This is a genomic window from Brucella sp. TWI559 (genome assembly GCF_039674265.1).
In the GTDB taxonomy this organism is placed as follows: Bacteria; Pseudomonadota; Alphaproteobacteria; order Rhizobiales; family Rhizobiaceae; genus Brucella; species Brucella chromiisoli.
This window is the reverse complement of the sequence record NZ_JBDJNE010000001.1, coordinates 504,335-525,754: the sequence shown is the minus strand read 5'-3', so window position 1 is coordinate 525,754 and position 21,420 is coordinate 504,335. Positions and strand designations below refer to the sequence as shown.

The window sequence follows — 21,420 nt, the reverse complement described above, 5'->3', positions numbered from 1 at the left end:
GGAACTAGCGCGGGGCCGCCGCGCGTTTAAGACGATCATTAATGGCCTCACCGAGACCATCGAACGGAATGGGTTCAACTGCGATGGTACGTGCGCCGCTCAAATCAAGCTTGCGCATGAAATCAAACAGATTGCTGGCCGCTTCGCGCAGATCACCTGTCGAGCTGAGATTGAGCAGAGCAACCGCCTTTTCGGCATTGACCACGCGCTCAGGCCCGAATGCCAGCAACGCCTCGCCCTCCTCAACACTCGCTGTATTAAGCCGCATGGCAGCATTGGGCGCATAATGCGATTCCATCATCCCCGGCGCCTGAATGGCAGCTTTGTGTTCGGCGCGTTCGAGTTTTACACCAAGAACGGCTTCAATCTCCTCAGCAGCCAGACCACCCGGACGCAGCAGGCGCACGCGCTCGCCTTCAACCTTGATGATGGTCGATTCAACACCTACGCCACACGGACCGGCATCAAGGATCATATCGATCTTGCCACCCAGATCATCAGCCACGGCTTTGGCCGAAGTCGGGCTGATGCGGCCGGAAGTATTGGCGCTCGGTGCTGCAACCGGACTGTCGAGATTCTTTATAACATCACGTACTTTTCCGGTTGGCATGCGGATAGCAAGTGTCTCAAGTCCCGCTGTCACCAGCGGATGAATGGGGCGCGGCGTATCCTGTTTGGCTTCAAGCGGCAGAACGAGAGTCAACGGCCCCGGCCAAAAAGTCTCCGCGAGTTTGCGAGAGACAGCATCAAAGGTCACATAGCGCTCGGCCATGGCGATGCTGTCAACATGCGCGATGAGCGGGTTGAACTGCGGGCGACCCTTGGCGGCAAAAATACCGGCCACGCCTTCGCCATGCGCTGCATCCGCAGCAAGGCCATAGACTGTCTCTGTCGGAATCGCGACAAGGCCACCGCGGGCGAGCACTTCTACCGCACGCGAAACAGCATTGTCATCGAAGTCCAGAATATCGGCCAAGGTCATTCTCCTGCCGCTTTAGCTACACAAAGCCTTGCTTTTGAGCAAGTGTATCTCAAAGGCAGTTAATGCAAGATCGGAATGAGTTATTAAAAAAAGCCGCCTTTGAGGCGGCTCTTTTATTTTATCCGGCGATTTTCGAGAAATCGGCCACCTTGCTGGTGGCTGCGCGGATTTGTTCAAGCAGTGCAAGACGATTGGCGCGGACGTTTTCGTCCTCGTCATTGACCAGAACCTTCTCGAAGAATGTATCCACCGGACCGCGCAGCTTGGCGAGTGCCAGCATCGCACCACCGAAATCTTCGCGGGCAATGGCTTCTTCGGCTTCCTGAGCTGCGAGGTTCACAGCCGCATAAAGCGCCTTTTCCTCGTCGAGTTTCAGCCGAGCCGCATCGACAGTTGCGGCAACCTTGGTGCCCTTCTTCTCTTCCGCAGCCAGAATATTGGCAGCGCGTTTGGTGCCAGCCAGAAGGTTCTTGCCGTCCTCCTCATTGATGAAGACGATCAGCGCTTCAAGGCGACGGGCAACCAGCAGAAGATTATCGGCATCAGAAGTCAGAACTGCGTCAATCGCGTCATGACGTGCACCGTCTTCTTTCAGGTGAACCTTGAAGCGGTCATGCAGGAAGGACAGAAGATCAGCAAGCAGTGGTTCCGCGTTGGCTTCGATTTCCGCACGCTTCATTGTTTCGAAGTTGCGCAGTGCGTTATCGACATCCTGTTCGCCATCCACATCGCCAGACTTTTCAGCAGCCAGCTTTGCTTCAAACTCGCGCAATTGACGCTGAACCTGACTTTCCTTGAGCGAGGCATAGGCCGAACGCAGAAGTGGCATGAGCGGGAACTTCCAATCTTGTGACAACACAAGACGGATCACGCCAAGCGCTGCACGACGAAGAGCGAACGGATCTTTCGAGCCGGTTGGCTTTTCGTCAATCGCCCAGAAACCGACCAGCGTGTCGAGCTTGTCAGCAAGAGCAACAGCCACTGAAACCGGGTTCTTCGGCACAAAGTCAGACGGGCCTTGCGGCTTGTAATGTTCTTCCAAAGCGGCTGCGACAGATTCATCTTCGCCTTGAAGAAGCGCATATTTGCGGCCCATTGCACCCTGAAGTTCGGGGAATTCGCCGACAACTTCCGTGGTGAGATCCGCCTTTGCGAGAACTGCCGCGCGTGCGGCAAGCTTCGGGTCAGCACCGACGAGTGGTGCAATCTCAGCTGCCAGTTCGCGGATGCGTTCAACGCGTGCGCCCTGCGTGCCAAGCTTGGCGTGGAAGGTCACATTCAGCGCATCCAGACGCGCCATGCGCTGATCAAGCGGCTTTGTGAGATCAAGGCCGAATTTCTCGCCCGACGCTGAAAGCTTGTCGAGGTCCGGCAGATCATGCTGATCGGTGTGCCAGAAGTAGAGCGCGTCAGAAAGACGTGCGCGCACGACCTTGCCGTTACCATAAGCGATTTCCGTGCCACCATCGCGTGCTGCAATGTTCGACACCAGAATGAACTTGTTCGACAGCGCCTCCGTCTCACCCTGTTTGCGGGTGACGAAGCATTTCTGGTTCACGCGGATGGTCAGCTGAATGACTTCCGGCGGAATTGCAAGGAATTCTTCCTCAAACTCGCCCATCAGCACAACAGGCCATTCGACAAGGCCGGATACTTCTTCAAGCAGGCCTGCATCTTCGACCAGTTCCAGCCCGGAGGCGAAGGCGAGATTATGCGCATCCTGCGAAATAATTTCCTTGCGGCGCTCGGCGTCGAGCACTACGAAAGCCTTTTCGAGCTTATCGACGTAATCCTCAAAGCGTCGCACCTTGATCGCCTGACCATCGCTTAAGAAACGATGCCCATAGGTGACATTGCCCGACTTGATGCCATCAACATCAAACTCGACCACAACCGTTTCTTCGGTTTCAGGCCCAAACGTGCAAAGGATTGATTGCAGCGGACGCACCCAGCGCAACGCACCCGGCTTTGACGAGGCTGCACCCCAGCGCATCGACTTTGGCCATGGAAAATTGCGGATCACCTGCGGTACGAGTTCTGCGATGATTTCTTCCGCGGCACGGCCCGGTTTCGTCAGATGAGCAACGTAGAAATCGCCCTTTTTCGGGTCAGAATGCACATGCGCCTGCGATACATCGGTCAATCCAGCCTTGCGCAGAAAGCCTGCAATGGCCTGCTCAGGAGCCGTAACGGATGGACCTTTAACGTCTTCATGCACGTCTTTTGAGCGCACTGTCAGGCCGCGAATATCAAGCGTCAGGCGGCGCGGGGTCCAGTAGGCAGTGGTTGCCTCATAGGTCAGACCAGCTTCCACCAGACCATCGGTGATCATCTTCTTGAAATCACCAGCAGCCTTGCGCTGCATGCGAGCCGGGATTTCCTCGGAAAAGAGTTCGAGCAGTAAATCAGGCATCACACAGCCTCGTTCTTAAGGTTGAAGCCGCCGGCGTCGGTGAGCAAAAATGCTTCGCCGCACTGACGCGCGAGATTGCGCACGCGCAGAATATAGCTCTGACGCTCGGTAACCGAGATCACGCCGCGCGCATCCATCAGGTTGAAGACATGCGATGCCTTGATGCACTGATCATAGGCCGGGAACACGCATTTATGCAGTGAGCCTTCGCCCGTGCTGCCCGCTTTTAGAATGGCTGCACACTCGCGCTCTGCATCAATGAAATGCTGATGCAGGATTTCTGTATTCGCCATTTCGAAATTGTAGCGGGAATATTCCTGCTCGGCCTGTAGGAAAACATCACCATAGGTAACTTTTTCTTCGCCTTCGAGACCATTGAAGTTCAAGTCATAGACATTGTCCACGCCCTGCACATACATGGCGAGGCGTTCAAGACCATAGGTCAGCTCACCTGCAACCGGCGAGCATTCAATGCCGCAAACCTGCTGGAAGTAAGTAAACTGCGACACTTCCATGCCGTCACACCAGCATTCCCAGCCAAGACCCCAAGCGCCGAGCGTCGGGCTTTCCCAGTCGTCTTCCACAAAGCGCACATCGTGCAGCGTCGGATCAAGACCGATAGCGCGCAACGAACCGAGATAAAGATCCTGAAGGTTCGGCGGCGATGGCTTGATGATCACCTGATACTGGTAATAATGCTGCAAGCGGTTTGGGTTTTCACCATAGCGACCATCCTTCGGGCGGCGCGATGGCTGCACATAAGCGGCTTTCCAAGGCTTTGGTCCAAGTGAACGCAATGTCGTTGCCGGGTGGAAAGTCCCAGCCCCCACTTCCATGTCGTAAGGCTGCAAAATAGCGCAACCATGTTCCGCCCAATAGTTATGGAGCGTCAGGATCAAGCCCTGAAAGGAACGGGTGGGGTGCATATGTGCTGGCAACGTACTGGACACGGGGTCAGGCCTTGTTATTGAAATGATTGGCCCGGTCTAATTTGTCCGCCTGCCACGGTCAAGCATGACATTTGATCGCTGAATACACCAAGCCCCAGATCGACAAATACAAGGCCCGGAAATCGGTGCGACTTCCGGGCTATAAAACTATTCGGTTTTGCTTTCAGGGGCTTTTGCCGGGGCAAGGCTCTTCTCCTGAACCCGTGCCTCAGAAGGTGTTGGATCGGGTGCCAGACCCTTTTTCAGCTTTTCTTCGATCTTGGCCAGTTCTTCCGGCTCAGGCTTGCCAGCGATTGCGTGATTCCACTGGAACGTAGCCTCGAGTTGGCGACCCGCCCGCCAGTAAGCATCACCAAGGTGATCATTGATGGTTGGATCTTCCGGGCGCAGTTTTACGGCTTTTTCAAGCTCAACCACGGCTTCCGGGTAACGACCGAGCTTGTAATAAGCCCAGCCAAGCGAATCAACGATATAGCCATCCTGCGGACGCAGTTCGACTGCTTTCTTGATCATCTCCAACGCTTCATCGAGGTTTTCACCGCGATCAACCCATGAATAGCCAAGATAATTCAGCACCTGCGGCTGATCGGGATAAAGCTCCAGCGCCTTTTTGAAATTCGGCTCCGCCTGATCCCATTCCTTCAACCGTTCATGCGCAATACCGCGTTGATAGAAAACCGGCCAGTCCTTACGCTCTGGCTTTTCAATCTGCTTCACCGCTGCATCATAGATTTTTGCAGCATCGGCAAAATTTTTGTCCTGTGCGTAGACGGCACCCAATGCCAGATAGGTGCGCAGATCCGTCTTGTCGCGCTCTCGCAAGGTTTTCAACTGCGCGATCGCTTCGCCTGTCTTGTCGTTTTCGGCAAGATTAAGCGCGCGCTGCATTTCGGCGTCGCGCCGGTATGGCGATTTTTCAGGCACACGAGCATAGTATTCAACAGCCTGTTCGGGCTGGCGCAATTTCGCCGAAATATCACCCAGTTGATAAAGTGTTGCATCATTATCAGGGCGCAGCGGCAGCGACATTTGTAAATAAAGCTTGGCAAAAGCTTCCGCGCCACCGCGATTGATCGCGGTTCCGAGCGTATAAAGCACTTCGCCAACGCCCTGCTGCGGCGTGTCGATCAGGCGAGGATATTTCTGTCCCGCCTCAAGTTTTTCGCGCATTTCGGTGATGGTCATGCGGCCGTTGAGCAATTCTTCTGCGTCTTTGAGAAGCTTGATCGCGCCTTCCTTGTCGCCCTGACGAAGCTTGAAGGAAGCATAGGCCATCACAACCCGCTCATACGTATCAGGAGCCGCAGCGCCACCGGGGCGATCGTCAATTGCCTGCTGGTAGTAATTGCGTGCATCCTGCTTCTGACCGGCAATATCCGCAATCAAAGCAGCATTATAAATGCGGAAAAGGTTATACCATTCCGGGCCTTCAATCTTGTTGACATCGGCCAGTGCACGTTTCGGATTGCCCTGCCCGACTTTGACCCAAGCGCTCATGAGACTGGTGGCGAGCACATCCATATCAGACTGAACGGATAGCATCAGCAGCGGGCCGGTCTTGCGATATTGCTTTTTGGAAATCGCATCGATTGCCAATGCAACACGCGAAAAGCGCTCAATCTCCGGCTGATCTTTTAGTTCTTCCGCAATGGGCAGCGCTTCCTTGAAGCGGCCCTCCGTCAGAAGTGCCAGAAGCAGATTCTGCTTGATAATGTCATTGCCGGGATCAAAAGCCATGGCCTGACGGTAGAAATCCACCGCAGCTCCAATATTGTTGTCGGCCTCGGCCGTGCGGGCCGCCAGAAAAGCGCCCGCAAAAGAACCGGCACGGACTTGTGAAACAGGATCTGGATTGGCTTTTGCCATCGCCGTGTTTACAGGCAAGGCTGCGCCAGCCAAAGCCAGCAAAAGCAACCCATAAAACGAATGACGTTTTGTTCCCTGCCGCATAAAGCCCAGTCCTCTTTTCAAATCCGTATCAGTTCCCCCTATTCAGAGGCACCCCAAGCATGGCCTTTTTGGGATGTCAGGGCAAGAAAAGCATCCGTGATGGATGCTTTTCTTTCATTCTTATCAGCATGTCATCGCCCTGAAACCGGCTTCCACTTTCAGGTGACATGCTCAAAAGGCATCCGTGATGGATGCCTTTCTTTCAATTGAACAATAGCCTCAGTTTACCCGGCTAATGCAAAAATCGATGACTTCGATCAGTGCATCCTTCTCAGCTGTGGCCTTCAACGGTGCCAGAGCATCACGCGCAATCTCACCGAAGTGACGTGCTCGCTGAACGGTATCGGCAATCGCGCCATGCTTTGTCATGATGCCAATCGCCTTTTCAAGTGAAGCATCGTCACTTGCACCTTCTTCAATCGCCTGCTTCCAGAAAGCACGTTCTTCTTCGGTACCGCGACGATAACTCAGGATAACCGGCAGGGTAATCTTGCCTTCGCGGAAATCATCGCCGGTGTTCTTGCCAAGATCAGCAGCCGAGCCACCATAATCAAGCGCATCGTCAACAAGCTGAAAAGCCAGGCCGAGATTCAGACCATAATCACGCAGGGCAACTCGCTCAGAGCGCGGCGCATCCGCGATAATCGGGCCGACTTCAGCGGCAGCCGAAAACAGCGCCGCCGTCTTGGCCTTGATGACCGCCAAGTATTCATCTTCGGTGGTTTCCATATTCTTGGCGGCAGCCAGCTGCATCACTTCGCCTTCAGCGATCACCGATGCAGAGGTTGCAAGAACATCAAGCGCATCAAGCGAGCCCACATCGACCATCATCTTGAATGCCTGACCAAGCAGGAAGTCGCCAACCAGAACGCTTGCCTGATTGCCCCAGATCATACGCGCCGTGCTTTTGCCACGACGCAGATCACTTTCATCAACCACATCATCATGCAAAAGCGTTGCTGTATGCATGAACTCAACAGCCGTTGCGAGGCGCACATGACCATCACCTTCATAGCCGCACATACGGGCGCTCGCGAGTGTCATCATCGGACGCAGGCGCTTGCCTCCCGATGAGATCAGATGATTGGCAACCTCAGGGATCATTTCAACATCGGAGCCTGCACGCGACAGGATCAGCTCATTGACCCGGCCCATATCGGCCTTCGTCAAATCGACCAGTGGCTGCACTGATCCGCCCTGTTTTTTCTTCGCGTCAAGATTCAAAACCACACCCAATGTCATCACTCCTAGCTGCCCGGTCACATTATGAAAGCGAACCGGATTGCTCAAGGCACCTATCAGCCCAGCAACGCTTAAGCTTTTTTACTCAGAGCCTGTTCACCATTGAAGGAAGCTGTTGTCAATGCGGTCTATTGAATACACATTGTCGAAATGATCGAACTTATGCGCACAAATGATTCCGTTCTGCTGTCAGTTGCGGAAGCTCTGATGAAAGAAGCAGGCATCATCTACTTCATCGCCGATACCAATATGAGTATCCTTGAAGGCTCTCTTGGCATTATACCGAGGCGCTTTCTGGTCGAGGAAGACAGATTGGACGAAGCCCGGCGCTATCTTATCGATGCCGGTCTGGAGCATGAATTAAGAGATCATGACAAGTAACATATCCGAGCATCAGCACGATAGCATGGAAGAGACACTCGACACATTCCATCGGGGGGCGTTTCATCTCGTGCAGCCTGCAATGAAGGGGCATCGATCCGGCGTCGATGCAATGATACTGGCAAGCAGCGTACCAGATGGATTTGCCGGTCGCCTTGCTGACCTTGGAAGCGGTGCGGGTGCGGCAGGGCTTGCCGTTGCGGCCCGCTGCAAAAATGCACAGGTCACCCTTATTGAGCGCTCCGGCTTCATGCTCGGCTTCGCACGCAAGACACTTGCCCACCCACTCAATGCAGCCCTGACTGATCGCGTCGACATCCTTGAAGCCGATGTCTCGCTGGCTGGTAAGGCGCGTGCCGCCGCGGGGCTATCCAACGACAGCTTCGATTTTGCGATCATGAATCCCCCATTCAACGAGGCACGTGATCGCTCAACACCTGACCCGGTGAAAGCAGAAGCGCATGTCATGCCGGAAGGCATGTTTGACCAATGGATGCGCACGGCCTCCGGCATCGTCAAGCCAGGCGGTGGCGTTTCCGTCATTGCGCGCCCCGGCTCGATTGCGCCGATACTCGAAGCACTCGAAGGCCGTTTTGGCGGCTTGAAAATCATTCCGATACAGCCTCGACCGCAAAACTCAGCTATTCGCATCATCATTACGGGCATTCGTGGAAGCCGCGCAGGATTGTCGCTCATGCCTGCCCTTGTTTTGCATGGCGATGCAGGCAATGATTTTACGCCACGTGCCACAGCCATTAATAATGGCCAGACTTCACTGCTTTAAGAAATGGCTGCATATCACACGGTCGAATCTGCAAACAATATATTCTGGGAAAATGAAGTCATGATTCTGGTCGTGGGAACTGTGAGACTGCCTGCGGAAAAATTAGACGATGCTCGCCCCATCATGAAACGAATGATTGAAGCAAGCCGCGCTGAGACCGGCTGCATTGATTATTGTTATTCTCAAGATGTACTCAAGCCGGGAATTATCCATGTAAAAGAGCTATGGCAGGATCGCAATTCACTGGAAAAACACTTCGCATCAGACCATATAAATCAGTGGCGTTCCTATTGGCCCGAACTGGAAATAACGGACCGCAATCTCGTTCTTTATGAAGTCAACACTCCGGAAGCAACCTGAAAAGAAGAAGAATGACATCAAATCCGAAGCCTGTCCGCCCCATCTCCATCATGCGCCGCTTTCTGGACAGCGAATCTTCCGGTGGCATTGTGCTTATGGCAGCCGCAGCGCTTGCGCTGATCGTCGCCAACACACCCTTTTCAAGCGCTTATTTTGATGCGCTGCATTTCTATATCGGGCCGCTCAGCCTTGCACATTGGATCAATGACGCATTGATGGCGATCTTCTTTTTGCTGGTCGGCCTTGAGATCAAGCGCGAGTTCCTTGATGGTCAGCTTGCAAGTTGGCCCAATCGCATCCTTCCCGGGATCGCAGCCGCAGGTGGCGTTATCGTACCAGCGCTGATCTTTGTTGCCTTTAACTATGGCGATGCAGAAAAAGTACACGGCTGGGCTGTGCCTTCCGCCACTGACATTGCTTTTGCTCTTGGCGTATTATCATTGCTTGGACCACGGGTACCAACAAGTCTCAAGGTTTTTCTTGCAACGCTTGCAATCCTCGACGATCTTGCAGCTGTCATCATCATCGCGGTCTTTTATACAGCGGAAATTTCAATGCCTTATCTCGGCGCGGCCTTTGCAACTGCGGCGGTGATGTTTGCCATGAACCGTTTTGGCGTAGCCAAATTGCTGCCCTACCTCATCGGTGCCGCTGTGCTGTGGTTCTTTGTGCTCAATTCCGGCGTTCACGCCACGGTTGCAGGTGTTGTCGCAGCGCTCATGATTCCGCTTAAGCCGGGCAAGGCAAAGCCGGATGATATGAGTTCGCCTCTTCACCAGCTCGAACACGCACTGGCCAAACCAGTTGCCTTTATCATTGTTCCCATTTTCGGCTTTGCAAATGCCGGCATCTCATTTACCGGAATGACACCCTCAATCATCTTCGACACATTGCCACTTGGCATCATGCTGGGGCTGTTTGTCGGCAAGCAGATTGGTGTTTTTGGTGCAGCATGGCTTGCGATAAAAACCGGGCTTGCGCAGAAGCCCATGGGCGCGAGCTGGGGCCAGCTTTACGGCGTTGCCATTCTGTGCGGTATCGGCTTCACCATGAGCATCTTCATCGGTCTGCTGTCCTTCCCGTCGGAATTCTTGCAGGCAGAGACGAAGATCGGCGTCCTTACAGGCTCTGCGCTCTCTGCAATCTGTGGTTACTTCCTACTCAGAATGCTGGCAAAACCACAAAACTGACGATTTTTTAATGCCCGGAACAAAATTCCGGGCATTTTTCTTTGTATTTTCAGGAATGATTTCTACATCTGGGGTAACATTTTTTTCAACTGGAGTTTGATTTGTCCGGCCTCTTGTCCCGCTTCATTCCGCGTCGTTTTCGCAAAAAAGAAATTGAAATCCCGGTTGTACGCCTTCACGGTGCGATCATGAGCGGCGGCTCACCGTTGCGTCCTTCGCTTTCGCTGGAAACGGCAGCGGGCGTGCTTGAAAAAGCCTTTGGCGAAAAGGAAGCGCCAGCCGTTGCAATTTCGATCAACTCGCCCGGCGGCTCACCGGTTCAATCGCGCCTGATTTATCGCCGTATCCGCGATCTGGCGGACGAACATCAAAAGCGTGTTTTCGTCTTCGTGGAAGACGCCGCTGCGTCCGGTGGTTACATGATTGCACTGGCGGGCGATGAGATCATTGCTGACCCCTCTTCCATCGTTGGCTCGATTGGTGTCGTATCGGCATCGTTTGGTTTTCCGGAACTGCTTAAAAAGATCGGCGTCGAGCGTCGCGTTTATACAGCCGGACAAAACAAGGCCGTACTCGACCCATTCCAGCCAGAGAAAAAGGCCGATATTGACCGGCTGAAAAAGCTTCAGCTTGAAATTCATGAAACCTTTATCGACATGGTGAAAGAGCGTCGTGGCAGCAAGCTTGCAAACGATCCCGACCTTTTCACCGGCATGTTCTGGACTGGCATCAAGGGCAAAGAAATTGGCCTGATCGACGGTCTTGGAGATATGCGCAGCTTTTTGCGCAAAACCTATGGCAATAAGGTGAAACTCAAGCTGATCGAACCCAAGCGCGGATTTCTGGGCCGGAAGGTGCCGGGTGTCGAAATGGGCCTCGGCCTTGGTATCGACCCCTCCGCTATCGCAGCCCATCTTGGCGATGGTTTGCTATCGGTTGCAGAAGAAAAAGCACTCTGGGCGCGATACGGGCTTTGAATTCCATGGTTTTACCATGTTATGGTGCATAAAGACCAAGATCAGTGTTACACTGCTGCTAAGATTTATCCATACATGTCCTGAAATGGCAATTGCAGGACATGTGTAAGCCTAGAGCGTCAAGCGTCCTTTTGGACGCACAAAGGGCGCTCTCATTCTGTGAAGGCACGATGCTAAAAGGACTAGAGGCCATGCCCCAGCTTATTTTTCTGCTGCTGATCCTCGCCGCCGCCTGGTACGGTTACCGGTCGTTCAAGCGCGAAGCGGTTCGCGTGACCCAGCGTGTGCGTCGGGCAGAGAAGGAAGCCCAGAACCGTGCCAATGGCACTTTGGTTCAGGATCCCAAGACCGGCGAATATTACGTCAAAAAAGACTGATCCTGATTTACCTAGAAAATGCACAATACAGCACAGGCCGCACAAACGGTTCGACACACTGCTCCGGCCAAGACCAATCTCGCGCTCCATGTAACCGGGCGCAGGGATGATGGTTATCATCTGCTTGATATGCTTGTGGTTTTTGCCGATTATGGCGATGTCATTGAAGTGACGCCCACCCCGCAGGATCAGTTCACTATCAGTGGTCGTTTCGCCAAAGGGGTTCCGCTTGATGGTGGCAATCTCGTTTTAAAAGCCCGCGATGCTTTGCGAGAATATGCTGCGCGTGATTTGCCCCCTGTTGCCATCCACCTTGAAAAGAACCTGCCCGTTGCCTCCGGCATTGGTGGGGGATCAAGCGATGCTGCGGCAACACTTCTTGCGCTCAATGAACTATGGCAGCTGAAGCTGGATTCTGACACGCTTGCAGCGCTTGGCTTAAAGCTCGGCGCAGACCTTCCTATGTGTCTGCATGGCGCGGCCTTTGGTACGCCGTTGATTGCACGTGGCATTGGTGAGCGGCTTTCCCCTGTAACAGGCATACCGTCGCTTCCCCTCTTGCTTATCAATGATGGCACGGCTGTTGCCACACCCGCTGTATTCCAAGCATTGACAAAGCGCGACCATCCGGCGCTCGCCTTGCCACCTGAAGGCAGCGTTGAAGCGATGTGCGGTTACCTTGGGTCAACACGCAACGATCTGCTGCCAGCCGCCCTCAAGCTTGCGCCACAAATCAACGACAAGCTTGATTGCCTGCGCGAGCACGGCGCGCTCTTTGCGCAAATGTCAGGTTCAGGAGCGACGTGCTTTGCCATATTCAACGACATGGCGCGCACACATATGGCGGCAAGCGCCATCCGCTCGAAGGAACCGGACTGGTTCGTTATTTCAACGAAAACAACGGCTTCCGCTGACTAAAGCACTTCCTGGTTTGATTGAATCATTGGAAATGCTCTGTATTTGTTTTCAAGCATTATCCAACGTTCTCGGTACACGCCTTGGTAAGGCCCGGTCTTCGCCTTTTATTGTTCACATATACTTGAACAAAATTCACCGCAGAGAAGGCATGCCGCTAAAATCCGCCTTATTGTTCACCATTACGAATACAATCTGTGAACCAAACGGTGGCTAGGCGCAGCCAATCGAAAGGCCTATCTCTTGCTCATCGAAACGACGAACACAGCGTCGCTTCACAAAAACCAAGGAGATAGAAAATGAAAAAGTTTGCTCTTGCTACTGTTGCCGTTGTTCTGAGCGCCGGTGCTGCTTTCGCTGAAAACCCAAATGTTGGCACCCCTGCCGATCTTTATGCCAATGACCGCACGCCCGTTGCAGCCCAGCAGGTTGATCGTACGGCAACCGCTTCCATCGGTCAGGTCTCCGTTCAGGACGGCTCAGCTCATCGCTTCGGTGACGCATCGCCTTCGAGCTTTCAGAACTAAGCTCAGTTTGTAAACAATCCCGCTGGGCGGAATGATCCGAACAGCACCCCAGTTATCTCCCCGGTGGATGGCGTTAGCGCCACCCCGGTGCCCCCGGAAGCACTGATGCCATCCAAAGGGCGATATAGAAGGAATAGAAAAATGAAAAAGTTTGCTCTTGCTGCTGTTGCCGTCGTTCTGAGCGCCGGTGCTGCTTTCGCTGAAAACCCAAATGTTGGCACCCCTGCCGATCTTTATGCCAATGACCGCACACCCGTTGCAACACAGCAGGTTGATCGCACGGCAACCGCTTCGATTGGTCAGAACACCTATCAGGACGGCTCAGCCCATCGTTTTGGCGACGCATCGCCTTCGAGCTACCAGAAATAATATCAGCTTGCGCTGATATTATTCAAAAAGGCGAAGCTTCAGGCTCCGCCTTTTGTTGTTTCTGGTGGCAAAATCGGGTGGGACAGCCGCACAGGCTTGAGTTGTTTTATGACAACCGGTGGGATGCCCCCATCCCGGATCAATGGCCTGATAACCAAGACAGGCGCCAGAAGTCCTGCATCGAGCGACGGCTTTGCACCCAAAAACCTGCCCACCAAACCCGAATCATGTGGTGTTGAAAAGCGTGCCGGCGCTTTTCCCGATTCCATATGCCGCCGCACGGCATCTTCCCAGCCATCCTGAAGAATTGCACCGGGCTTTAAGACGAGAAGCCACTGCGTTCGCAGATCATCAAATGCCTTCGGTAAATCCTTAGCATCGTAAAGCGAACATCCCGCCCCTTCGGCAACCAATCGTGTCGCATCGCTGGAACCGCTATCCGCAACAACAACACGTCGCAAAAGCCCTTCAACAACGGCGGATACCAATGCTGACAACGTTTGAGCCAGAGGCTTCTCAGAATTTCGCGTCATAATCAAAACGGATAACATGCGCCCTTTTATATCAAGGCTGCGTGATCGAAAAGCTGCCTGACATAATGTTCTTGATTTGTTCCGACTATTGGATTACGAATAGTGCCTGAAACGAGAGAGTCGGTTATGGAAATTATCCAGCAGGCAGACAAAGCAGCATTCGCAGCAGGAGGCGCAGAACACGCCAATGCGCTTGTGAGCGAAGCAGGCTTACGTATTGACCACGCACGGCGCCGTGGACGCGGCGCTGGCATCAATCCGACAGGGCGTTTTGAGCCGACCACACGACATGAATTTGACGATGGATGGGAGACGCTCGAAGACCTGCCCGCTTTCAAGACTGACGTGCAGATTGAAAAGCCCCGCACCATCATCACGCGCAATGATTCACCCGATATCAATTTTGACCGCTCTATCAACCCCTATCGCGGTTGCGAACATGGCTGCATCTATTGCTTTGCCCGTCCAACGCACAGCTATATGGGGCTTTCTGCCGGGCTTGATTTCGAGGCGCGCCTGTTCGCCAAGCCGGATGCGCCCCGCCTTCTGGAACGCGAACTTGCGAAGCCCGGCTACCAGCCCAAGACGATCGCCATTGGCACCAACACCGATCCTTATCAGCCCATCGAAAAGAAATGGCGTATCATGCGCGAAATTCTCGAGGTGCTGGAGGCTGCCAATCATCCCGTCGGCATTGTCACCAAATCAGCGCTCGTGGTGCGTGACATCGATATTTTAAGCCGTATGGCTGAAAAGGGTCTGGCCAAAGTCGCGCTTTCAGTCACCACGCTGGATGCCAACCTTGCGCGCACGATGGAACCGCGCGCATCAACACCAACTTTGCGGCTTCAAGCCATTCGAAAGCTCAACGAAGCCGGCATTCCAACCAATGTCATGATGGGGCCGGTCATTCCCGGCATCAATGATCATGAGATCGAGCGCATTCTGGATGCTGCTTTCGCACAAGGGGCGCGCGAAGCAGGTTATGTGTTGCTGCGTCTGCCGCTTGAAGTGGCACCTTTGTTCAAAGACTGGCTGCTGCGCAATTATCCTGACCGCTATCGGCATGTGATGTCACTGGTACGCTCGATGCGTGACGGCAAGGACTATGATGCGGAATGGGGCAAGCGGATGCGCGGCACAGGCCCCTATGCCTGGCAGATTGGGCGCCGTTTTGAAATTGCTGCGCGCAAGCTCGGCTACAATTCAAAGCGCGTTGCGCTGCGGACAGATCTGTTCGAGCCTGTCGAAAAAGGCGGCAAACAACTTTCTCTTTTTTGAGCCGCAGCGCGTGTGGGGATCCGTCATCCACAAAAGCAAGGCGCTGCGAGCCTATTGTTCGCTTCAAGCATGTCAGAGTTGTCAGTTGTGTATTTAATCTCCGTCTGATTTTTTCGGACGGAAGGCCCCTGCTTTTACGCCACTATCCTCGGCAGGGACCTTGCGGAGAATCAGAAGCAATGCGAGCATTGCCGCCAAATGAAACGCTTGAGTTCTGATTCTCCGCTCCTCTTTGACATCCCGCTTGCACCTGACTTCTCAGAAGAGACAAGGCTTATGGCGCGCGGGCTTCGTCATATTGCAGGTATTGATGAAGCTGGCCGCGGGCCGCTCGCAGGCCCCGTTGTTGCTGCTGCAGTTGTTCTTGATCCGGAAAACCTGCCTGAGGGGCTGGATGACTCCAAACGCCTGAATGCCAAAAAGCGCGATGCGCTTTACGAAATCATTCTGGCCAAAGCACTCACCGTTTCGGTCGCAAGCCTGAGTGCGCGCAGCATTGATGGAAGTGACATTCGAAAAGCAGCGCTTGAAGCCATGCGCCGCTCGTTTCTGGGCCTGACACTCAGCCCGGATCACGCATTGATTGATGGTCGCGATATTCCGCCCGGTTTGTCTTGTCCGGGATCTGCATTGGTAAAAGGCGATCAGCGCTCAATGTCAATTGCAGCAGCGTCGATTGTGGCGAAAGTCACGCGTGATCGCATGATGGCCCGCAGTGCAGCGGTTCATCCTGCATATGGCTTTGAGGTGCACGCGGGTTACGGCACAGCTAAACACCGTGCAGCTATCGAAGCAGTTGGCCCCGTACCAGGCGTTCACCGCTATACTTTTGCACCAATTAAAGGCCGCTTTTCGTCTATTTAATGCAGTTCTGTATGTTGAATTTTTACGGCAACGTTTGACTAGCAGGAGTGCTTGTCAAACTCGCTGAAGGCTTCCTTTGCGACAGCAAGGCCATTCATCGCTGCGGGAAAACCAGCATAGACAGCCATTTGGATTATAACCTCAACGATTTCCTCCCGTGTCAGTCCGGTGTTCATGCCTGCCAGAATATGTGCTTTCAACTGCTGCGAGTTATGTCCCAGTGCCGTTAACGCCGCTATCGTGCCAATCTGGCGGTCGCGCGCCACAAGGCCCGGTCTGCTGTAAATGTCACCATAAGCAAATTCATAAATATAACGGGCAAAATCTGGCGCAATGTCGTCTAAAGCTTCAACGACGCTACAGCTTGAGTCTGCATGTAATGATGTGAGCTTTGCTCTGCCACGCTCCAAACGGCGATTATCGTCCTGCATCAAAGCCCCCCTTATCCTCTCAAGAGCCTCCCAATTTCAACCAAACCCAGGGTACGGCGTCACACCTCTGAGCGAAACTCCAAAAACTTGGGTTGCTTTGCGCGAGGCAGCACTCCCTTCTAAATGTTGCATAGCTTCATATTTTAGCCAAAACCCAAATAAAAAAGCCGCCCTTTTGAGGCGGCTTATAAAACTCTATTAGAGATGAACTTAGTTCAGGTTGGATTTAACCTGACCGACTGCATCCTTGAACAGGGTGCCTGCAACTTTGGTATCAACCTTGTCGGCAACGATCTTGCCAGCGGCTGCAATTGCCAGATCAACAGCCGAAGCACGGACTGCATTGATTGCATCGGTTTCAGCGGTTGCAATCTTCTGCTCAGCAAGCTTGTTGCGGCGAACGACATATTCTTCGGTCGCACGCTTGGCGTCTTCGAGAAGAGCCTTTGCTTCGCGTTCAGCAGCGGCAACAATGTCGCCTGCTTCTTTTTCCGCTTCCTTGCGCTTGCGATGGTATTCAGCAAGAAGCTGCTGGGCTTCTTCGCGCAGGGTGCGGGCTTCTTCGAGTTCCTTCTTGATATTCTCGGCACGCTCATCAAGTGAGCGACCGATCATACCCGGAACCTTCAGATAAACAATCAGTGCGATGAAGAGAATAAGCGCAACAAGCGCCCAAAATGTTGAATCCATTTTCGTCTCCTCAGGCGTTTGCGGTTTTGACGGCTGCGGTCACATCAGCCTTGTCAGCCTTTGTGCCCAAAAGCTGTTCAACAATCGCAGACGTTGTTTCTTCGGCAATCGTACCGACATCGCTCATGGCCTTCGCCTTGATTGCTGCGATACGTTCTTCCGCTTCAGCAAGCTTGCCTTCAAGGGCTACCTCAGCAGCTGCACGTTCAGCATTCGCTTCGCCCTTGCCCTTTTCGCGGGCAGCTTCAGCAATCGAAGCAGCCTTGGCGCGGGCAGAGGCCAGTTCCTGCTCGTAAGCAGCAATGGCGTTGTCAGCATCCTGCTTGAGGCGGGCGGCCTGCTCAAGATCCTGTGCAATACGGTCACGACGGTTTTCGATCACGCCACCGATACGTGGAAGAACCACGCGCGAGAGGAACAGATAGAAAAGGCCGAAAGTGATCGCCAGCCACAGAAGCTGTGATGCGTAATGGGTAGAATCAAACGGCGGGAATACGCCGCTGCCGTGTCCGGCATCGTGCGCGACCCCGGTTTCGGTGTGCACAGCATCGGCTGCGCCGTGCTCGCCAGCAGCTGGTGCCGGTTGCGATTCGGTGGCGGTTTGGGCAAACGCCGTGGACACGAACATCCAGATTTCCCCTTCAATCCAGCATATTCATTTCCGGGCAAAAGAACCGGAAAAATTGAACCATGCTCACTCAGACTTCATATGCAAAGGCCAGCCGCGCTGCATTTCAAGATACAGATCGCGGCAGGCCAGTTTCTTGCGACTGTTGATTAAACAGCGAAGAGGAGCAGAAGCGCGATGAGCAGCGAGAAGATGCCCAGAGCTTCCGTCACAGCGAAACCGAACACGAGACGGCCGAACTGGCTGTCAGCAGCGGATGGGTTACGCAGAGCGCCCGAGAGATAGCTACCGAAAATGTTGCCGAGGCCGAGAGCCGTACCGGCCATACCGAAACAGGCGAGACCGGCGCCGATGTACTTTGCTGCTTCCGCTTCCATGTTAAAGCTCCTTCTGGATTGCAAATTAGTGCGGATTTCTGTTCTGGCGGAAACCCGCCGGTGAGAACCTCAAAGCGCTTCGTGTTTTATTATAGCAATACGAGGCGCTTTAAATATTTTCATTACGCATGTTGTTGTCGGAAAACCGGTAAACCACTTTTCCGCAACATGCTTTAGTGACCCGGATGTACTGCGTCGTTGATGTACATGCAGGTGAGAACGGTGAAGACGTAGGCCTGGAGGAACGCAACCAGAAACTCAAGCGCGGTGATCGCGACCGTCATGATGAGAGGCAGGATAGCGCCACCCACACCCAGCGCTCCAAGCGAGCTGAGCGAGACAACAAAGCCTGCGAAAACCTTGAGCGTGATGTGGCCTGCGAGCATGTTCGCGAAAAGACGAACCGAGAGGCTGATTGGACGCGAAAGGAAAGAAATGATTTCAATGGCAACAACCAGTGGCACGATAATGCCCGGCACGCCGCTTGGCACGAAAAGCTTCAGGAAGCCAATGCCGTGCTTGTAGAAACCGTAAATGATGACTGTTCCAATAACGAGCAGCGACAGCGCAAATGTTACGATGATCTGGCTGGTGACCGTGTAGAAGTAAGGAAACAGACCGATAAAGTTTGCGACCAGAATAAACATGAACAGCGAGAAAACGAAGGGGAAGAACTTCATACCCTTCGAACCGGCCGAATCTCTCAAGCTTGACGCCACGAATTCATAAGCCATCTCCGAAACCGACTGAAGGCGGCTTGGGATCAATCCACGGCTCGACGATGTGAAATAAAGAAAACCGGATGCGAGCACCACAGTTGCGACCATGAAGGCCGAAACATTGGTGAACGACAGGTCCAATCCACCGACGTCGATCGGAATCAATCGGGAAACCTGGAACTGATGAATCGGATCGTTGGCCAACTTAACCTCGTCTGTCGTTCCTGCCCTAAGGCACTTCACTGGCGAACCAAAGGTTCGCTTGGGCGTTTCAGTCACGGACCAAAGGCCCGTTGTCACAAGCGTCTATACGCGAACATTCTTGTCATGTCCGCTAAGACTTAGTCTTTCTTGCCCTTATCCACGTCAGACTTAATATTGCCTTGATCGGCGACATAACCTGCGGAACGGAGCACGTTGAGGGTGCCTGCACCAAAGCCTAGAAGGAGAAAGATGATCAACCCCCAAGGCGACGTGCCTGCGTAACGATCAACAAACCAACCAATCAGCGCGCCAACTATGATACCAGCGATAAATTCACTGGAGAGTTTCATGGCTTGCGCAACGGAACTGGAAGTTTCCGATCGCTCATCCTCGGAAGCCGGAGCTTTGAACATACCCTTTTTGGCCAATTCGGCTTCAAGGCGATTCAAACGCTGATCCAGCCCCCCGGAAACAGTTTTCCCGCCTGCATTCTTGCCTTCGCCAGGTGCTTTTCCCGGTTCAGTGCCGCTCGTCATTGGCAGCTCCTTTTTGCAAGAAACGCGGGCGTTGAAAGCCCATTTCCAAGTTGCGCGCAACATATTGACACACCGCCCGCTAGTCAAGGCAGTGAAGCAGTTGCTTCAAAAGGTTTTTTCTCTTGGAAATACAATAATTTAGCCCCTGGTGCGACTCATTTTCCACCCAAAGGCAAAAATCACACAGCCATTCGGCCCAAAAATTGGAATCAAATTGGGCGTCGGTCAGCAGAGAGATTCACCAATCTGCACCTGTTTCGACCGGCATACGAAACAAATAAATGTGTGCGAAAGTGATTTTCCATGACGGGCTGTATCAGCTCCAACCGCCGCCATAGGTCCGGTAAAACACATGAAGTCCGATCTTGGTCATTTTCTTCATGGTTGGCGCCCAGAAAGGGCTGACATAGGTTGCATGATAATGCGTGGAAGAGCCAACATCCGGCAACCAGATGCGGCCTGCAGTCACCGTTTTGGCAACCTGCTGCGCCATGCGCCATTGCGGCATTTCGGTTACACGATGTTTCTGACCATCGCAGGCAAACGAAAACTGACAGGCATTCAACCAGTTGCGATTTTGATAAACAACGCCGCAGATGGTTCCTGGATAGGCGGGATTGCGCACCCGATTAAGCACAACCTGCGCGACAGCCACCTGCCCCTTGACCGTTTCGCCGCGCGCTTCGTAATAAACGGCCTCTGCAAGACATTTCTGTTCTTTTGCTCCAAACGACTCGGCGGGTAAAGGCGTTGCGGCCCAAGCATGATCCTGACTGCTGATTGGAGGCACAAACCGGCCTGCATCGGCCTCTGGCGTCAAAATGCTCTCAAATGGAGAGGTTTTGCCATAATCCGGCTTAGACGGCGCGTAGCCCAACGCGAGAACGTCGGGCTGATCGTTGTTTATAAGCTTTGCCAATTGAACAGGAATGTCACTTTTGGGCTTGGGCGGTTTGATCGCGTGGAACGCCATCGCAATCTCAACCTCCTTCCCTTCTATGCTGGACTTGGAGAAAGCCATCCGCGCATCGATCTTTTCGCGCGGCGCGGTGATCATGCTGATTTTTTCAAACATGCTGCCCGCGTTAAATGCACGCGCCGGCGCCTTCGGCTTGACCGAAACGATGCGGTCCGTTTTATCCGCGCGATTGATACGGTTTTCATCCGGGTTCGGGTCGTCAACGCCAAGCTTTGCGGTTTTGTGGCCACCCGAAAGCGCAACACGACCGATGCCCGGAACTTCAATGCCACCGCTGGAAATACTGCCGGTTACAGTCGTTGCGTCAACGAAAGGCATTTCCGCCTGATGAAGCGAGCCAACGGGTGCTTTGGCGACGAATGCCGTCCAGCGATGACCGGCAATATCAGCGCTCGGAACCAGGCTTGCCATATCCTGAAAGGCAATTGCATTGGAATTGAAAAGATAGGTGATTGCGGCCAGAACGAGCGGTACCATACGGTGTGGTTTGCGCACGACCTGACGTGGCTTGGCACGCACGGCGTAATAGCGACCATCCTCCGGGCAATAGCCCGTCACCGGATAGTGCCATACCGGCTCGGCAACGGCCTTCGACCGGCCAAACAGCGCTCGTATGGAACCAAAACGCACCGCAAACTCCACTCGCAACAATTACTTAACTATAGCGAATAATGGAGCATTAACCTTGATGGATGGTTAACAGATTTTCGTTTACCCTTTGAAAATATTGATTAATTTTGAATTAACACCAGGCGCCGCTT

At 53.5% G+C, this 21,420-nt stretch carries 24 protein-coding genes; 11 read left to right on the top strand and 13 right to left on the bottom strand.

From position 1 onward, the window contains the following. Positions 1-4 precede the first annotated feature (4 nt). From ABE530_RS02425 to ABE530_RS02405, 5 genes are all read right to left on the bottom strand, one after another. Complete coding sequence (locus ABE530_RS02425) at positions 5-982, bottom strand: L-threonylcarbamoyladenylate synthase (protein ID WP_499693472.1); 978 nt, start codon at positions 980-982, stop codon at positions 5-7. A 118-nt stretch (positions 983-1,100) separates the two neighbouring features. After that, the gene (gene glyS / locus ABE530_RS02420) at positions 1,101-3,395 is read right to left on the bottom strand and encodes a glycine--tRNA ligase subunit beta (protein ID WP_499693471.1); all 2,295 of its coding nucleotides are present in this window, start codon (positions 3,393-3,395) and stop codon (positions 1,101-1,103) included. Further along, the gene (locus ABE530_RS02415) at positions 3,395-4,321 is read right to left on the bottom strand and encodes a glycine--tRNA ligase subunit alpha (RefSeq protein WP_265983844.1); all 927 of its coding nucleotides are present in this window, start codon (positions 4,319-4,321) and stop codon (positions 3,395-3,397) included. The genes glyS and ABE530_RS02415 overlap by 1 nt, the downstream gene beginning before the upstream one ends. A gap of 171 nt (positions 4,322-4,492) precedes the next feature. Beyond that, positions 4,493-6,295 carry a tetratricopeptide repeat protein gene (locus tag ABE530_RS02410; RefSeq protein WP_499693470.1) on the bottom strand — a complete coding sequence of 601 codons (1,803 nt, stop codon included), beginning with the start codon at positions 6,293-6,295 and terminating at the stop codon, positions 4,493-4,495. A gap of 219 nt (positions 6,296-6,514) precedes the next feature. Further along, on the bottom strand, positions 6,515-7,531 hold the full coding sequence (locus ABE530_RS02405) for a polyprenyl synthetase family protein (RefSeq protein ID WP_499693659.1): 1,017 nt from the start codon (positions 7,529-7,531) through the stop codon (positions 6,515-6,517). Between the two features lie 156 nt (positions 7,532-7,687). Between ABE530_RS02405 and ABE530_RS02400 the strand changes: the two genes are divergently transcribed. The 9 genes from ABE530_RS02400 (at position 7,688) to ABE530_RS02360 (ending at position 13,417) form a co-directional block, all read left to right on the top strand. Next, entirely contained in the window at positions 7,688-7,918 is a 231-nt protein-coding gene (locus ABE530_RS02400; RefSeq protein ID WP_499693469.1) for a putative signal transducing protein, read from the top strand. Next, the gene (locus ABE530_RS02395) at positions 7,908-8,702 is read left to right on the top strand and encodes a methyltransferase (protein ID WP_396996541.1); all 795 of its coding nucleotides are present in this window, start codon (positions 7,908-7,910) and stop codon (positions 8,700-8,702) included. Before ABE530_RS02400 ends, ABE530_RS02395 begins: the two co-directional genes overlap by 11 nt. Before the next feature lie 60 nt (positions 8,703-8,762). Continuing rightward, complete coding sequence (locus ABE530_RS02390) at positions 8,763-9,062, top strand: putative quinol monooxygenase (protein ID WP_265983046.1); 300 nt, start codon at positions 8,763-8,765, stop codon at positions 9,060-9,062. 11 nt (positions 9,063-9,073) lie between these two features. After that, complete coding sequence (nhaA, locus tag ABE530_RS02385) at positions 9,074-10,252, top strand: Na+/H+ antiporter NhaA (protein WP_265983045.1); 1,179 nt, start codon at positions 9,074-9,076, stop codon at positions 10,250-10,252. A 101-nt stretch (positions 10,253-10,353) separates the two neighbouring features. Further along, positions 10,354-11,229, top strand: coding sequence for a S49 family peptidase (locus ABE530_RS02380; RefSeq protein ID WP_499693468.1), 876 nt, complete (start codon positions 10,354-10,356; stop codon positions 11,227-11,229). Between the two features lie 191 nt (positions 11,230-11,420). Continuing rightward, on the top strand, positions 11,421-11,606 hold the full coding sequence (locus ABE530_RS02375) for a hypothetical protein (protein WP_265983043.1): 186 nt from the start codon (positions 11,421-11,423) through the stop codon (positions 11,604-11,606). 18 nt (positions 11,607-11,624) lie between these two features. Then, the gene (locus tag ABE530_RS02370) at positions 11,625-12,524 is read left to right on the top strand and encodes a 4-(cytidine 5'-diphospho)-2-C-methyl-D-erythritol kinase (RefSeq protein ID WP_499693467.1); all 900 of its coding nucleotides are present in this window, start codon (positions 11,625-11,627) and stop codon (positions 12,522-12,524) included. A gap of 296 nt (positions 12,525-12,820) precedes the next feature. Next, the gene (locus tag ABE530_RS02365; RefSeq protein WP_499693466.1) at positions 12,821-13,048 is read left to right on the top strand and encodes a hypothetical protein; all 228 of its coding nucleotides are present in this window, start codon (positions 12,821-12,823) and stop codon (positions 13,046-13,048) included. Between the two features lie 141 nt (positions 13,049-13,189). Beyond that, positions 13,190-13,417 carry a hypothetical protein gene (locus ABE530_RS02360; RefSeq protein ID WP_499693465.1) on the top strand — a complete coding sequence of 76 codons (228 nt, stop codon included), beginning with the start codon at positions 13,190-13,192 and terminating at the stop codon, positions 13,415-13,417. A gap of 38 nt (positions 13,418-13,455) precedes the next feature. Here ABE530_RS02360 and ABE530_RS02355 read toward each other — a convergent pair whose 3' ends face one another. Then, entirely contained in the window at positions 13,456-13,968 is a 513-nt protein-coding gene (locus ABE530_RS02355; RefSeq protein ID WP_499693464.1) for a glycosyltransferase, read from the bottom strand. A gap of 108 nt (positions 13,969-14,076) precedes the next feature. Between ABE530_RS02355 and ABE530_RS02350 the strand changes: the two genes are divergently transcribed. Both ABE530_RS02350 and rnhB read left to right on the top strand, forming a co-directional pair. Beyond that, positions 14,077-15,231 (top strand): PA0069 family radical SAM protein, encoded by a 1,155-nt coding sequence (locus ABE530_RS02350; RefSeq protein WP_265983038.1) that lies wholly within the window; start codon positions 14,077-14,079, stop codon positions 15,229-15,231. Between the two features lie 198 nt (positions 15,232-15,429). Beyond that, positions 15,430-16,095, top strand: a complete 666-nt coding sequence (rnhB, locus tag ABE530_RS02345) for a ribonuclease HII (protein WP_499693463.1) — start codon at positions 15,430-15,432, stop codon at positions 16,093-16,095. Between the two features lie 38 nt (positions 16,096-16,133). Here the strand turns inward: rnhB and ABE530_RS02340 are convergent, their stop codons facing one another. From ABE530_RS02340 to ABE530_RS02310, 7 genes are all read right to left on the bottom strand, one after another. Further along, positions 16,134-16,526 carry a carboxymuconolactone decarboxylase family protein gene (locus ABE530_RS02340; RefSeq protein WP_265983036.1) on the bottom strand — a complete coding sequence of 131 codons (393 nt, stop codon included), beginning with the start codon at positions 16,524-16,526 and terminating at the stop codon, positions 16,134-16,136. A gap of 210 nt (positions 16,527-16,736) precedes the next feature. Then, a complete protein-coding gene (locus ABE530_RS02335; RefSeq protein ID WP_265983035.1) occupies positions 16,737-17,216 on the bottom strand; it encodes a F0F1 ATP synthase subunit B in 480 nt (159 codons plus the stop codon). A gap of 10 nt (positions 17,217-17,226) precedes the next feature. Next, the gene (locus ABE530_RS02330; protein WP_499693462.1) at positions 17,227-17,844 is read right to left on the bottom strand and encodes a F0F1 ATP synthase subunit B; all 618 of its coding nucleotides are present in this window, start codon (positions 17,842-17,844) and stop codon (positions 17,227-17,229) included. A gap of 149 nt (positions 17,845-17,993) precedes the next feature. Beyond that, positions 17,994-18,221 carry a F0F1 ATP synthase subunit C gene (locus ABE530_RS02325; RefSeq protein ID WP_007632966.1) on the bottom strand — a complete coding sequence of 76 codons (228 nt, stop codon included), beginning with the start codon at positions 18,219-18,221 and terminating at the stop codon, positions 17,994-17,996. A 173-nt stretch (positions 18,222-18,394) separates the two neighbouring features. Beyond that, a complete protein-coding gene (locus ABE530_RS02320) occupies positions 18,395-19,144 on the bottom strand; it encodes a F0F1 ATP synthase subunit A (RefSeq protein ID WP_095446113.1) in 750 nt (249 codons plus the stop codon). A 137-nt stretch (positions 19,145-19,281) separates the two neighbouring features. After that, complete coding sequence (locus ABE530_RS02315) at positions 19,282-19,680, bottom strand: AtpZ/AtpI family protein (RefSeq protein ID WP_499693461.1); 399 nt, start codon at positions 19,678-19,680, stop codon at positions 19,282-19,284. A gap of 316 nt (positions 19,681-19,996) precedes the next feature. Continuing rightward, positions 19,997-21,289: a cell wall hydrolase gene (locus ABE530_RS02310; protein ID WP_265983032.1), complete on the bottom strand. Its 1,293-nt coding sequence runs from the start codon at positions 21,287-21,289 to the stop codon at positions 19,997-19,999. Positions 21,290-21,420: the final 131 nt, after the last annotated feature.

Coding starts and splice junctions, on each gene's coding strand:
- ABE530_RS02390 (WP_265983046.1), top strand. CDS start 8,763: ATGATTCTGGTCGTGGGAACTGTGAGACTGCCTGCGGAAAAATTAGAC.
- ABE530_RS02325 (WP_007632966.1), bottom strand. CDS start 18,221: ATGGAAGCGGAAGCAGCAAAGTACATCGGCGCCGGTCTCGCCTGTTTC.
- ABE530_RS02360 (WP_499693465.1), top strand. CDS start 13,190: ATGAAAAAGTTTGCTCTTGCTGCTGTTGCCGTCGTTCTGAGCGCCGGT.
- ABE530_RS02350 (WP_265983038.1), top strand. CDS start 14,077: ATGGAAATTATCCAGCAGGCAGACAAAGCAGCATTCGCAGCAGGAGGC.
- ABE530_RS02335 (WP_265983035.1), bottom strand. CDS start 17,216: ATGGATTCAACATTTTGGGCGCTTGTTGCGCTTATTCTCTTCATCGCA.
- ABE530_RS02425 (WP_499693472.1), bottom strand. CDS start 982: ATGACCTTGGCCGATATTCTGGACTTCGATGACAATGCTGTTTCGCGT.
- ABE530_RS02395 (WP_396996541.1), top strand. CDS start 7,908: ATGACAAGTAACATATCCGAGCATCAGCACGATAGCATGGAAGAGACA.
- glyS (WP_499693471.1), bottom strand. CDS start 3,395: ATGCCTGATTTACTGCTCGAACTCTTTTCCGAGGAAATCCCGGCTCGC.
- ABE530_RS02410 (WP_499693470.1), bottom strand. CDS start 6,295: ATGCGGCAGGGAACAAAACGTCATTCGTTTTATGGGTTGCTTTTGCTG.
- rnhB (WP_499693463.1), top strand. CDS start 15,430: ATGAAACGCTTGAGTTCTGATTCTCCGCTCCTCTTTGACATCCCGCTT.
- ABE530_RS02375 (WP_265983043.1), top strand. CDS start 11,421: ATGCCCCAGCTTATTTTTCTGCTGCTGATCCTCGCCGCCGCCTGGTAC.
- ABE530_RS02400 (WP_499693469.1), top strand. CDS start 7,688: ATGATCGAACTTATGCGCACAAATGATTCCGTTCTGCTGTCAGTTGCG.
- ABE530_RS02370 (WP_499693467.1), top strand. CDS start 11,625: ATGCACAATACAGCACAGGCCGCACAAACGGTTCGACACACTGCTCCG.
- ABE530_RS02355 (WP_499693464.1), bottom strand. CDS start 13,968: ATGTTATCCGTTTTGATTATGACGCGAAATTCTGAGAAGCCTCTGGCT.
- nhaA (WP_265983045.1), top strand. CDS start 9,074: ATGACATCAAATCCGAAGCCTGTCCGCCCCATCTCCATCATGCGCCGC.
- ABE530_RS02315 (WP_499693461.1), bottom strand. CDS start 19,680: ATGACGAGCGGCACTGAACCGGGAAAAGCACCTGGCGAAGGCAAGAAT.
- ABE530_RS02340 (WP_265983036.1), bottom strand. CDS start 16,526: ATGCAGGACGATAATCGCCGTTTGGAGCGTGGCAGAGCAAAGCTCACA.
- ABE530_RS02415 (WP_265983844.1), bottom strand. CDS start 4,321: ATGCACCCCACCCGTTCCTTTCAGGGCTTGATCCTGACGCTCCATAAC.
- ABE530_RS02365 (WP_499693466.1), top strand. CDS start 12,821: ATGAAAAAGTTTGCTCTTGCTACTGTTGCCGTTGTTCTGAGCGCCGGT.
- ABE530_RS02330 (WP_499693462.1), bottom strand. CDS start 17,844: ATGTTCGTGTCCACGGCGTTTGCCCAAACCGCCACCGAATCGCAACCG.